Source organism: Antarcticibacterium arcticum, from assembly GCF_007993795.1.
Lineage (GTDB): Bacteria > Bacteroidota > Bacteroidia > Flavobacteriales > Flavobacteriaceae > Gillisia > Gillisia arctica.
Genome location: NZ_CP042476.1, coordinates 1086238 through 1098939 on the forward strand (window position 1 = coordinate 1086238; position 12702 = coordinate 1098939).

At 39.2% G+C, this 12702-nt stretch carries 10 protein-coding genes and 1 pseudogene; 4 read left to right on the top strand and 7 right to left on the bottom strand.

All coding sequences use genetic code 11. The features are described from left to right. Nucleotides 1–49: 49 nt before the first annotated feature. Together FK178_RS04805 and FK178_RS04810 are read right to left on the bottom strand one after the other, a co-directional pair. Complete coding sequence (locus FK178_RS04805) at nucleotides 50–532, bottom strand: Lrp/AsnC family transcriptional regulator (RefSeq protein WP_146831530.1); 483 nt, start codon at nucleotides 530–532, stop codon at nucleotides 50–52. A 78-nt stretch (nucleotides 533–610) separates the two neighbouring features. Further along, nucleotides 611–1771, bottom strand: a complete 1161-nt coding sequence (locus FK178_RS04810) for a M14 family zinc carboxypeptidase (protein WP_146831532.1) — start codon at nucleotides 1769–1771, stop codon at nucleotides 611–613. A gap of 280 nt (nucleotides 1772–2051) precedes the next feature. Here FK178_RS04810 and FK178_RS04815 point away from each other — a divergent pair, with 280 nt between their 5' ends. Together FK178_RS04815 and FK178_RS04820 are read left to right on the top strand one after the other, a co-directional pair. Next, complete coding sequence (locus FK178_RS04815; RefSeq protein WP_146837475.1) at nucleotides 2052–2477, top strand: helix-turn-helix domain-containing protein; 426 nt, start codon at nucleotides 2052–2054, stop codon at nucleotides 2475–2477. A 91-nt stretch (nucleotides 2478–2568) separates the two neighbouring features. Further along, nucleotides 2569–2949, top strand: coding sequence for a DNA topoisomerase IV (locus FK178_RS04820; protein ID WP_146831534.1), 381 nt, complete (start codon nucleotides 2569–2571; stop codon nucleotides 2947–2949). Here the strand turns inward: FK178_RS04820 and mscL are convergent, their stop codons facing one another. The 5 genes and pseudogenes from mscL to ychF all read right to left on the bottom strand — a co-directional run bounded on the left by mscL (nucleotide 2950) and on the right by ychF (nucleotide 9635). Further along, nucleotides 2950–3402 (bottom strand): large-conductance mechanosensitive channel protein MscL, encoded by a 453-nt coding sequence (mscL, locus tag FK178_RS04825; protein WP_146831536.1) that lies wholly within the window; start codon nucleotides 3400–3402, stop codon nucleotides 2950–2952. Continuing rightward, nucleotides 3399–6040, bottom strand: a pseudogene (locus tag FK178_RS04830) (DNA gyrase/topoisomerase IV subunit A). The gene mscL and the pseudogene FK178_RS04830 overlap by 4 nt, the downstream one beginning before the upstream one ends. After that, the gene (locus FK178_RS04835) at nucleotides 6041–6535 is read right to left on the bottom strand and encodes a hypothetical protein (RefSeq protein ID WP_146831538.1); all 495 of its coding nucleotides are present in this window, start codon (nucleotides 6533–6535) and stop codon (nucleotides 6041–6043) included. A gap of 3 nt (nucleotides 6536–6538) precedes the next feature. Beyond that, nucleotides 6539–8392, bottom strand: a complete 1854-nt coding sequence (locus FK178_RS04840) for a DNA topoisomerase IV subunit B (RefSeq protein WP_146831540.1) — start codon at nucleotides 8390–8392, stop codon at nucleotides 6539–6541. 145 nt (nucleotides 8393–8537) lie between these two features. Next, on the bottom strand, nucleotides 8538–9635 hold the full coding sequence (gene ychF, locus FK178_RS04845) for a redox-regulated ATPase YchF (RefSeq protein WP_146831542.1): 1098 nt from the start codon (nucleotides 9633–9635) through the stop codon (nucleotides 8538–8540). 291 nt (nucleotides 9636–9926) lie between these two features. On the opposite strand from ychF, the gene FK178_RS04850 reads away from it, so the two are divergent. Further along, nucleotides 9927–10373, top strand: coding sequence for a hypothetical protein (locus FK178_RS04850; RefSeq protein ID WP_146831544.1), 447 nt, complete (start codon nucleotides 9927–9929; stop codon nucleotides 10371–10373). A gap of 209 nt (nucleotides 10374–10582) precedes the next feature. Further along, nucleotides 10583–12676 (top strand): phosphate acetyltransferase, encoded by a 2094-nt coding sequence (gene pta, locus FK178_RS04855; protein WP_146831546.1) that lies wholly within the window; start codon nucleotides 10583–10585, stop codon nucleotides 12674–12676. The last annotated feature ends 26 nt before the right edge of the window (nucleotides 12677–12702 follow it).

Sequence of the window (12702 nt, forward strand, 5' to 3'; positions counted from 1 at the left end):
CCTGTAAACACTTAGGTCTACAGGGGTTTTAATATAAGTTTAATAGATGTTACTGCAGGCTTTTAAAAATAGAATGCATCAGGCGCTTTTTATCATTAAGGCTTTCTTCCAGCGAGATCATAGTCTCTGTCCTGTATACCCCTTCAATATCATCTAACTGAAAAATGATCTCCTTGGCATGTTGGGTATCACGGGCGCGTATCTTGCAAAAAACATTGAATTTTCCTGTAGTTACGTGGGCAACTGTAACAAAGGGTATATCGTTGATTCGCTCCAGTACAAATTTTGTTTGTGAGGTATTTTTCAGGAAAATCCCAACGTATGCAATAAAAGCATATCCAAGCTTTTCGTAATTAAGAGTTAAAGATGAACCTAATATGATTTGCGCTTCTTCCATTTTCTTCACCCTTACATGAACTGTCCCGGCAGAAATATTTAATTTCTTTGCTATATCTGTAAAGGGAGTTCGTGTATTCTCAATGAGCATATCAAGGATCTGATGATCTGTTTCGTCTAATTTATACTTTGCCATAATTCTTAACGTATTTTAATGAAAAACAAAATTAATACAATTACGCTATATAATTAGCAACTATTTGTTGTTATTTTATTAATTTATAACTAAAACTTCATTATTAAGTAGCAGTTTATCAACTATATCGTTTTCGCTAAGCTTTTGGGATCCCAAAGTTTTCAATTCTTTTTCTGAACAATTTATTTCCTTATGGCCGTAAAATGATAAGGAAGCGGCAATTTTATCAATATAGGGTACAAAAATTATTTTATCATTTTCCAGACTTTCCCTGAACTGGATGGCTACATCGACTACCTCTTCTCCTAACCTGGCCTTACGCAGTATCACATCATAAAATAGTTTATAATTCTCGGGTATATTAAAATAGGCCTCATTACTATAAGCCTTATATGAACCGGAAGCAATAGATTTCAATCCTGAAAATAGAGCTGCCACAATAAATTCCCGGCTTCGCTCCCTTTGATAATCCCCGGGATAATGCCCGGCTTCAAACAGTAAGGTAGGGATATTTGAAGTTTGAAAAGTATCCCCGGTGCAATTGGCATTATAGGCATCATCATATCTTCCTATCTGTCCCGGAATATAATGCTGGAGATCTCCCGCTATATTTGCAATTACCTTCATGGAAATTTCCCGGGATGGGGTAACAGCCCGTGAGTCATCCATAGCCGGGGTAAGAAAGGAAACCGTAGCAGGAACAGCAGACTCCCCGGCACTAAATATAGTGCGCTGATCATGGAGGTTAAAGCAAAAGTCTGGTTGAAATCTTTCAAATTCATCCCGTAGGATTATGCTTTCCTTTGCATTCCTGTTCAATGCGTCGCGGTTAAGATCTATTTTATTTGCATTCTCTCTTGTATACACCCCGGCTCCATCAGGATTCAGCATTGGAATTATCCTTAGTGTGATATGTTCTTTCAGATTTAAAAGAAATGGGTCTTCAGGAAATAGTTTAAAAGCATTTACAAGATCAAAAACTGCTTTGGTAGTGGTAGATTCATTTCCATGCATTTGAGACCAGGCCAGAATTTTTATTTTTCCGTTTCCAATGGTTATAGACTCAATAACTTCTCCTAAAGCAGAAGAACCTATTTTTTGAACCCGGAAAAATTTCCCTGCTTTTGAAATGGGTTTTTTTATAAACCTGTAAGGAAGATATCTTCCCGATAAATCTGTCTCTTTAAATAAAAGGTACCTGTCTAAAAGGTTTTGGTATTCCAATTGTAATTTCTCCATGTTTACAAAAGTAAATAATCATTAATTTACAATTGTAAACGATGTTGAATCCCTATTTCAATTACATTTGTAAACAACATTAAAGGTCGGGTTATATTTAAGGATGGAAATTTTCCAACCACATTAAAATTATTATTTAATTTGTTATTTTTTAGTCGTTTATATTATTTTACCTGCGATTTTAATTTAACTGATCTTATATTGTTTACATTTGTAATTTGGTGAAATGAAACCTTTGGATTACATTTGTAAACATCTGAATTATAAAATGGAATTCACAATGGTAAACAGCGAACATTTCTCTAAAAGACTGGAAAAAATCCTTGATTATTATGATATTTCGGCCGCCACCTTTGCTGAAGCTATAGATGTGGGACGGTCATCGATCTCTCATATTCTATCTGGAAGAAATAAGCCAAGTCTCGATTTTGTGATGAAAGTGGTGCAAACTTACCCCGAGGTGGAATTGTATTGGCTGCTCAATGGTAAAGGAAACTTTCCCTCTTCTTCACCTTCTTCTGAAAAAGTGCAAGCTTCCCCTGCTTCTTCTCCCTCTTCTGCCAATCCTGCTCCATTGTCTTTAAATAATGTAAATCCGGGCAATTCTCCCAAAGACATAGCAGATCTGCGAACCAACTCAGGAAAAAAGATCAGGAAAATTGTATTCTTTTATGAGGATGGTAGCTTTGAAGCCTTTGAGAATTGAATTTAAGCGGGAAATAGCGTTATTTTGTATTGAGAATTACAAATTATCCCGGGTAAGAATTAAAACCCGGTAACAAAAGCCTACTGCCCTGATGAACCGCATTTTTTCACTCCTTACTATAATTTTAATCTTTCTATTTAATTCCTGTTATTCTCCGGAAAGAGATTGCAGCCGCTTTAAAACCGGGACCTTTGAATTCGAGACCTATTTAAACGGAGAAATGGTAAAATCTACCTTTGTAAGAACAGATTCTATTGAAATTGATCGCTTTCAGGATAAAACAGACACTTCCAGTGTTCGCTGGATCAATGATTGTGAATATATAGTAAAGAATTTAAAGCCCAAAAATCGCGCAGAGCAACAGCCTTTACACATTAAGATACTTACCACAGATAAAAATTCCTATACCTTTGAATACGGCCTGGTTGGGGAATCTAATAAACAAAGGGGGACTGTGCGAAAAGTTGAATGATCAGGCTTTATTACCGCCTTTTCTAAGGATCTCATTCTGTTCCTCGAGAAGATCATTTAAACTGGCTAAAAGCTCTATGTTCTTTGGGGTTTCAACCGTTTTGTTCTTGGGATCTTCTGCTTTTTTTCTGAATCTGTTCATGAGCCGCACAACCATAAAGATGGTAAAGCCTATGATCACAAAATCTAAAAGCGCTTCTATCAACGCGCCGTAACCAATTGCAACTTCTTCGACTCCTTCTCCCTGCGTGCCCATTGGAAAACCTTCCCTAAGGACAATCTTACGGTTGGCGAAATTAATTCCATCTGTCATCATGCTAAGTGGTGGTAGCACCACTTGCTTTACCAGAACATCTATAACTTTATTGAAGGAGGTACCAATAATGATACCTACAGCCATATCAATCATATTGCCTTTTACGGCAAATTCCTTAAATTCCTTAAGAAGTCTCATTCTTCATCAAATAATTTTATCTGACTCTCAAATCCGGAATTTTTGCCTGGCTCTTTCGAGTCTTCAATTTCATTTCCTTCTACTGTTTCTTCGTCCAACACTTCAATAGATTCCTTTGGAATTTCAATTGGCTCATATGGGACGGGCTCCAGAAGGTTCACCTGCTTCAATTTATCTGTAGTTAGTTGATTACCAAGAGCCTTAATCCCTTTTACTGAAATAAATTCTTCAAGGTTGATCTCATCACTGGTGCGCTGATCTTTGCCCCTCACTTTTGAGTAAACAAGTTCTACCCTGGGGATATAATCTGTTGAGACCAATTCAAGGAATGACTTCTCATGGTCTCCAATAAATTTTTCTTCTTTATCGGCATTTTCAATAAGAAAACGCTTTACGTAGAAGCGTTCTTTTTCAGCCTCCCAGTATATTGCCGAAATTGGTTTTTTTGGTGCCCACTTCTCCAATACAATGATCTCATCATCAAATCTGGTAGTAAGCTCCGGCTTAATCGTTTTTGCCACCCCGTCCTGAGTGATAACCAGAAGCCTGTCTTCTCCTCTAAATTCTCCCAGAAGTTCGCCCCGCTCATCTACATTTAATCGTTTCACGCTGTCATCAAACCAAATTCTTCTGGGCTTGAGGGTAGAAACTCCTTCTTCCTTGAGTTCTATACGTTTTACGGAATATTTCGTAACAATATTTCCTTTTACATTTCGCCCTTTGATCATCATATCGGCAAAATCTACTTCAAATTTCAATTTTTTAATACTCCCTACCTGGCGCAGGTAAACAGTGATCACTTCTGCCTCACCGTTTGGATTTGCCGAGAAATAATGTATCCTGGAATCCTTTTTACCCTGGGTGATATCATATTCCTTATCCCGTGTAACGCCGGTTACGGCAAAACGTTTTAGATAGGAGGCGCCATTTTTTCCATCGCGATACACCAGGTTATATATGGTGCGTTTGTCTTTTTTCTTAAAAACTGCCACATGGATGATGTCTTTTCCAACAAAGGTTTTTGCATCTACTTTGGTGATCATCATCTTACCTTCAGCGGTGAAGCATATAATATCATCAATATCTGAACAATCTGCTACAAACTCATCTTTTTTAAGGGATGTTCCAATAAAACCTTCCTTCCGGTTAACGTAGAGCTTTGTATTATGCATCGCAACCTTCGAGGCCTCAATGTCATCAAACAAACGTAAATTGGTTTTTCTGTCCCTGCCCTGGCCATATTCTTTCTTTAACCTTTCAAAATAGGCGATGGCAAAATCTATGAGGTGGTCTAAATGATGCTTGATCTGGGCGATATCCCTTCCAGGGCATCTATTTTCTGCTGTGCCTTATCAATGTCAAATTTTGAGATCCTTTTGATCCTTATCTCAGTAAGCCTCACGATATCCTCTTCTGTTACCGCTCTTTTAAGATGGGAGATAAAAGGTTTTAAACCGCTGTCAATTGCTGCGATAACACCTTCCCAGGTTTCCTGTTCTTCAATATCGCGGTAAACACGGTTCTCAATGAAAATGCGTTCCAGTGATGCAAAATGCCATTGCTCTTCCAATTCCTCGAGTTTTATTTCCAGGTCACGCTTCAGCAGGCTCAACGTATGATCTGTAGAGCGTTTGAGCATTTCGGTTACTCCCAGGAAGATTGGTTTATTATCTATAATAACACAACCCAGCGGGGAAATGGCATTTTCACAATTGGTAAAAGCATACAATGCATCAATTGTCTTATCTGGCGAAATGTTAGGCGGTAGATAGATAAGGATCTCCACATTTTCTGCGGTGTTATCTTCTATTCGCTTGATCTTGATCTTCCCCTTATCGTTGGCTTTAAGTATAGATTCAATTAAAGTGGTGGTAGTTGTACCAAAAGGAATCTCGGTTATTGCAAGGGTGGTTTTATCATACTGCGAGATCTTTGCACGAATTCGTACTCTTCCTCCACGCTTGCCATCATTATAATCTGTAATATCTGCCTCTCCTGCAGTAGGAAAATCGGGATAGATCTTAAAACTTTTTCCTTTTAAATGTCTTACAGATGCATCTATAAGTTCATTGAAGTTATGAGGAAGGATACGCGTGCTAAGTCCTACCGCAATTCCTTCGGCTCCCTGGGTCAATAATAGCGGAAATCTTACCGGAAGGTTTACCGGTTCTTTCTTCCGGCCATCATATGATAATTGCCAATCTGTAATCTTGGGATTGTAAATTACCTCCAGGGCAAATTTAGATAAGCGCGCCTCAATATAACGCGGAGCAGCTGCCCGGTCACCCGTAAGAACATTCCCCCAGTTTCCCTGGGCATCTATAAGAAGGTCCTTTTGTCCTATCTGGACCATAGCATCCCCAATACTGGCATCCCCATGCGGGTGATACTGCATGGTATGGCCTACAATATTGGCAACCTTATTATAGCGACCATCATCAAGATCCTTCATGGAATGCATGATACGGCGTTGAACGGGTTTAAAACCATCTTCAACCGCGGGAACGGCACGCTCTAAAATAACATAAGAAGCATAATCCAGGAACCAATCCTTGTACATTCCTGTAACCCGGATTAATTGTTCCTTTGGTTGTTCATCCTGTCCTTCAGGGAGTATGTCTTGATTTTCTATATCCATTTAGGAGATTGCTTTATTTTTTGCCACCACCTTGTTCAGGGAATCAATCATCCCTCTTCTTTTCTTCCTGTTAAGGAAGGTTGTATTGAAGGTGTAGGTACGGGGGCCTTTTTTTCGGCGGCTGGTAATAAAAATTTTAAGGCTGGAATAGATCCCGTAATCACTCATTTCAAACTTAACAAGTTTAGATTTTGGAAATTCTGCGCGTTTTACCCGGTATTCCATGAATTTTGAAAAGAATACCCCGTTGTTTTTGAAATTAAGGGTTTCGCCATCACTGTCAAATTCAAATAACTGCCCTATACGGTGAAAATAAACACCAAAGACCAGCAGAATAATATTTGGAAGAAAATGGCTAAAGGTCATGGTATTCTCTGTTTCTGAAGATGAGGCCATAATCTCAATATTAACAAAGAGATTTGTTATAAATGCCGCTACAATTAAAATGTATACTGAAGGAACAATTTTAATTTCAGAAGTATTGTTGAACCTCATAGGCTAGTTTTCAATCAAATCCAGTTCAACCTTTAAATTATCAATAATAAACTCCTGCCTGTCGGGCGTATTTTTCCCCATATAAAAACTCAGGAGGTCCTCAATAGACATATCCTTATCCAGCATTACAGGGTCCAGCCTTATATCATCTCCAATAAAATGCTTGAACTCATCTGGTGAAATCTCACCAAGCCCCTTAAATCGGGTGATTTCAGCCTTTCCACTCAATTTATCTACAGCCATTTGTCTTTCCAGTTCACTGTAGCAATAAATGGTTTCCTTTTTATTTCTAACCCTGAATAACGGGGTTTGCAAAATATACAAATGGTTCTCCTTGATCAATTCAGGAAAAAACTGAAGGAAAAAGGTAATGAGCAACAAACGGATGTGCATTCCGTCAACATCGGCATCTGTAGCAATTACAATATTGTTGTACCTAAGATCCTCAATAGACTCCTCTATATTAAGAGCTGCCTGTAACAGGTTGAATTCTTCGTTCTCGTAAACTATTTTCTTTGTAAGCCCGTAACTGTTCAGGGGTTTTCCCTTTAAGCTGAAAACCGCCTGCGTATTTACATCCCGGGATTTTGTGATAGACCCACTTGCAGAATCTCCCTCTGTTATGAACAAGGTTGATTCGAGATAGCGTTCTTTCTTGCTGTCTCCCAAATGAATACGGCAATCCCTCAATTTCTTGTTATGAACACTGGCCTTTTTTGCGCGGTCCTTAGCGAGTTTTCGTATTCCAGAAAGTTCTTTTCGTTCCCTTTCGGCCTGCAATATTTTGCGGTGAAGTTTCTCTGCGGTTTCAGGATTCTTATGCAGGTAATTGTCCAGTTGGGTCTTTAAAAAATCATTTATAAAGGTCCTAACGGTTGGGAGGTCACCGCCCATATCTGTAGAACCCAGCTTGGTTTTGGTCTGGCTTTCAAAAACCGGTTCCATAACCTTGATACTAATTGCAGAAACTACAGATTTCCGCACATCTGCCGCTTCATAATTCTTACCGTAGTATTCCCTAATAGTTTTTACAAGAGCTTCGCGAAAAGCTGCGAGGTGAGTACCCCCCTGTGAAGTGTTTTGACCATTTACAAAAGAATGGTATTCTTCAGAATATTGAGTTTTGCTATGGGTAATGGCAACCTCAATATCGTCACCTTTCAGGTGAATTATAGGATATAATTGATCGTCTTTGGTTATGCTGTCTCCCAGAAGGTCCTTAAGGCCGTTTTCTGAATAGAATTTCTCACCGTTAAATAAAATAGTAAGGCCTGGATTAAGGTATACGTAGTTTTTGAGCATTTTTTCAATATACTCATTGCGATATCTGAAATTCCTGAAAATGGTCTCATCTGGAGTAAAAGTAACCTTGGTACCGCGACGTCTGGAGGTTTCGGGAAGTTCTTCCTCATTGATAAGGTTTCCCATCTCAAATTCGGCCGACTTGGATCTTCCATCCCTGGTAGATTCCACTCTAAAGCTGGAGGATAGTGCGTTTACAGCTTTGGTACCAACCCCATTTAATCCAACAGATTTTTTAAACGCACGGCTGTCATATTTACCACCGGTGTTCATTTTGGAAACTACTTCTACTACTTTTCCCAAGGGAATTCCCCGCCCAAAATCGCGAACAATCACGCGCTGATTCTGTACCGAGACTTCGATGGTCTTACCGGCACCCATCACATATTCATCAATACTGTTATCGAGTACTTCCTTTAACAGGATGTAAATACCATCATCGGCCGTAGAGCCGTCTCCCAGTTTACCAATATACATCCCGGGGCGCATACGTATATGCTCCTTCCAGTCAAGGGATCGTATATTATCTTCGGTATATTTAGTTTCCTGACTCATAAATGTTGCCTGGCGCAGTTGAGTCGCTAATATAAGGTTTACAACAAAAAGTTAAAACAGCAGTTCTGCAAAGTAATTAACAAAGATTTAAAGCGGAATGTTAATAGAGATAAGGACTTTTGATAATTCCCTAGGTCTTAGATTGTTATACGTTGAACCTGAAATGCATTACATCCCCATCCCGAACAATATATTCTTTTCCTTCAACTTTCATTTTTCCTGCTTCTTTAACCTTGGCTTCACTGCCCAGGTTTACAAAATCCTCATAAGCGATCACCTCGGCACGAATGAAACCCTTCTCAAAATCTGTATGAATAACGCCCGCAGCCTGTGGAGCGCTGGATCCTATAGGAATGGTCCATGCCCTTACTTCCTTAACCCCGGCTGTAAAATAAGTCTGGAGATTTAAAAGTTTGTAAGCAGAGCGAATAAGTTTAGCAGATCCTGGTTCATCCAGCCCAATATCCTGTAAGAACATCTGGCGCTCTTCATAATCATCCAACTCAGTTATATCGGCTTCTGTGCCAACGGCTAGCACCAATACTTCTGCATTTTCATCTTTCACAGCTTCTTTTACTTTCTCTACATATTGGTTTCCGTTTACGGCCCCCTTTTCATCTACATTGCATACATACATTACAGGCTTATCTGTAATAAGCTGAAGATTGTAGATAAACTCTTCCCGCTCTTCCGCAGTAAGTTCTGAAATAGCCCTTACCGATCTTCCCTCTTCCAGGCCTTTTTTAACCTTTAGCAAGGCAACTTCTTCCTTTTGCGCATCTTTATTACCAGTTCGGGAAGCACGTTTAACCTTTTCCAGTTTTTTATCTACTGTCTCCAGATCTTTTAGTTGAAGCTCCATATCTATGGTTTCTTTATCCCTTACCGGGTTAACAGATCCATCTACGTGCACAATATTATCGTCCTCAAAACAACGCAACACATGCAAAATTGCATCTGTCTCCCTTATATTCCCTAGAAATTGATTTCCCAAACCTTCGCCTTTACTTGCACCCTTTACCAGACCGGCGATATCAACAATTTCTACAACAGCCGGTTGAACCCTCTCCGGTTTTACCAGGGATTCCAGTTTTTCCAGTCGGCTATCTGGCACATTCACCACTCCAATATTGGGCTCAATTGTACAAAACGGAAAATTGGCACTTTGTGCTTTCGCATTTGATAAACAATTAAAAAGAGTTGATTTTCCTACGTTTGGCAATCCTACAATTCCGGCTTTCATATAATGTTTTTATTTGATTCGGGTATCCCAGCGGTTCCCCTGAAATTCTGCATAAAACTTTGGTGGCTACCACCCTCAAGGCTTATACACAATTATTCTATTAATTTATAATGCTTTGTTTTTGCGGCTGCAAAGATAGGTTTTAAAGTTGAAAGTTGGAATGCCGTTATAAAATGTAATTTGATGAACTGGAAATTATTTTAGCTTGTTTTAATAAAACTGTAACGAAACTTTGTAAGGACTTAACTTTAAACCCTGTTATCTTTATAACAACCTTTAAATTAAACGATTATGAAAAATCTATTGTATGCGTTGGGATTTATTTTAGCTGGTAGTTTATATGGTCAGGATACACTTATTTCCAAAGTGGAGCAAAATACAACTTTGGAGACGAACCAGGTGGCCACAGACCAGTTTATACTTCGGGAAGCCACTTTATTTACATTTAATAATGAGGAGCTTCATTTTACACCGGGAGAAAACGAGATCTTAATTACGCGAAACCAAAATGGAAAAGAAACTCCGTATGCCACCTTACGCCAAACTACAGATGACGGTTTTTTTATAATGACCTCGCCCATTAGTGATGATGTTTCCTACGGAAGGTTTGATAAAGATGGAAATTTCAGGACTTTTAGATATAATAGTGAGCAGGATGAATTTATCGAGGAGGTGTATACTATTGGGAAACCCGTTTCCTCCGGGTCACAGATTGGTCTTAAAATAAACAAACAATAGCTGGTTTCTTAAAAATAAAATTATAAAAGCCCTTGGTGTCAGGGGCTTTTTTAATTTCAGAAGAGTTCAGGTTCAAAACGTGAAGGTTACAGGGCTCCTTTCAAAACCTGATTACCGTCATTTTTCGGTATCTTTTCCGGGAATTTATAGTTTAAAGGCTGGCTTAAATTTCAAATAACCGTAATTTTGCAGCCGTTAAATAACATACCATGAATAAAGGAATTTACATTGCAACACTTGAATCCAACAGCGGAAAATCTCTTATTTCCCTGGGGCTCATGCGAACTCTGTTAGGGAAAACCCAAAAAGTAGGTTACTTCAGGCCTATTATAGATGACGTTGAGAACGGACAAAAAGATAACCACATAGATACTATAATAAGTTATTTTAAAATTCCGCTTAAATATAACGACGCTTTCGGATTTACCAGAAGTGAGATCATTCAAAAACGCAACGAAGGAAAATCTGGTGAGATCATAGACACTATTATAAGAAAGTATAAAAAACTGGAGGACGAGTTTGATATCGTCCTGGTTGAGGGAAGTGATTTTTCAGGCGAGCCCAATGTCTTCGAATTTGACGTAAACGTTCTAATAGCTAAGAATCTGGGTATCCCGGTAATAATTGTGGCAAGCGGGAAAGGTAAAACCAAGGAAGTCCTGTTTGGAAATCTTCAAATGGTATATCAGGCTTTTGTCAATAAAGACGTACGTGTTCTGGCTATGGTTACAAATAAGATCCAGTTGCAGAATATGGATCTGGCGCTTAACGGAATGAGAGAATTTCTACCTGAAGATGTTGGGGTTTTTGCCATTCCCCTCCTCGATACGCTTTCAAATCCTACTTTAAAGGAGATACTGAAGGAACTGGAAGGAAAGGTATTGTTTGGGGAAGAATTTATGGACAACCAAACGGGAAATTTTGGAGTTGGAGCAATGCAATTGCGTAATTACCTGAACCATTTAAAAGATGAAAGCCTTGTAATCACACCGGGAGACAGGGCAGATATTATTCTGGGTGCCCTGCAGGCAAATGTTTCTACCAACTACCCCAGGATCTCGGGAATTGTACTTACCGGCGGCTTAATCCCGGAGGAATCCATTCTTAAACTTATTGACGGACTCTCACAGGTAGTGCCCATTATTTCGGTAGAAGAAGGGACCTTTAATGTTACCAATCAAATTGGAGCTATAAAATCAAACATTTATGCCGATAGTATTCAGAAAATAGAAACCTCTATAAGCACATTTGAAAAATATATCTCATTTGATCCGCTACTGGAACGAATGATAAACTTTGAACCAAAGGGCATAACCCCAAGAATGTTCCAGTACAGCCTGGTAAAAAGGGCACAACAATCCAGAAAACACATTGTGTTACCCGAGGGGACAGATGACCGTATCCTAATAGCCACTTCCCGTCTTATAGATATGGACCTTGTAGATATTACCCTGCTTGGAAATGAGGATGCAATTAAAGAAAAGATCAGGGTATTAGGAATTTCCATTGACCTTAATAAAGTGAATATAATTGACCCGGCAAGTGCTAAAAATTTTGATGACTATGCCCAAACCTATTATGAATTAAGAAAACATAAGAATATCAATCTTGATATGGCGCGGGACAGGATGAACGATGTTTCCTATTATGGAACCATGATGATCTATAAGGGTCATGCAGACGGAATGGTTTCCGGGGCAGCGCATACCACCCAGCATACTATTATTCCGGCTCTTCAGTTTATAAAGACCAAGCCGGGAGTATCTGTAGTATCCTCCGTGTTTTTTATGTGTTTGGAAGACAGGGTTTCAGTTTTTGGAGATTGCGCCATCAATCCCAATCCTACTGCTGAAGAACTCGCAGAGATCACCATATCTTCAGCTGAAAGCAGTGAAGCCTTTGGTATTGAACCAAAAATCGCGATGCTCTCCTACTCTTCCGGGACTTCGGGAAAAGGTGAAGATGTAGACAGGGTTAGGCAGGCAACTGAAATTGTAAAAAACCTGCGGCCAGATCTTAAAATAGAGGGCCCCATACAATATGATGCCGCGGTAGACCTTAGCATTGGAAAAAGTAAGTTACCGGACTCTGAGGTTGCCGGGCAGGCAAGTGTCCTAATTTTCCCAGATCTTAACACAGGAAATAATACATATAAGGCAGTGCAAAGGGAAACCGGGGCACTGGCAATTGGCCCAATGCTACAGGGGCTTAATAAGCCGGTTAATGATCTAAGCCGCGGTTGTACGGTAGATGATGTCTTCAATACCGTAATATTAACCGCTATTCAGGCTCAGGGAATTTAATTTTTCCTGGCGAATTTTAAAATAAA

Excerpts from the sequence above, each read along its gene's own strand:
- FK178_RS04815 (WP_146837475.1), top strand. The coding sequence starts at position 2,052 with ATGGTAAACAGCGAACATTTCTCTAAAAGACTGGAAAAAATCCTTGAT.
- ychF (WP_146831542.1), bottom strand. The coding sequence starts at position 9,635 with ATGAAAGCCGGAATTGTAGGATTGCCAAACGTAGGAAAATCAACTCTT.
- FK178_RS04840 (WP_146831540.1), bottom strand. The coding sequence starts at position 8,392 with ATGAGTCAGGAAACTAAATATACCGAAGATAATATACGATCCCTTGAC.
- FK178_RS04850 (WP_146831544.1), top strand. The coding sequence starts at position 9,927 with ATGAAAAATCTATTGTATGCGTTGGGATTTATTTTAGCTGGTAGTTTA.
- FK178_RS04805 (WP_146831530.1), bottom strand. The coding sequence starts at position 532 with ATGGCAAAGTATAAATTAGACGAAACAGATCATCAGATCCTTGATATG.
- mscL (WP_146831536.1), bottom strand. The coding sequence starts at position 3,402 with ATGAGACTTCTTAAGGAATTTAAGGAATTTGCCGTAAAAGGCAATATG.
- pta (WP_146831546.1), top strand. The coding sequence starts at position 10,583 with ATGAATAAAGGAATTTACATTGCAACACTTGAATCCAACAGCGGAAAA.
- FK178_RS04835 (WP_146831538.1), bottom strand. The coding sequence starts at position 6,535 with ATGAGGTTCAACAATACTTCTGAAATTAAAATTGTTCCTTCAGTATAC.
- FK178_RS04810 (WP_146831532.1), bottom strand. The coding sequence starts at position 1,771 with ATGGAGAAATTACAATTGGAATACCAAAACCTTTTAGACAGGTACCTT.
- FK178_RS04820 (WP_146831534.1), top strand. The coding sequence starts at position 2,569 with ATGAACCGCATTTTTTCACTCCTTACTATAATTTTAATCTTTCTATTT.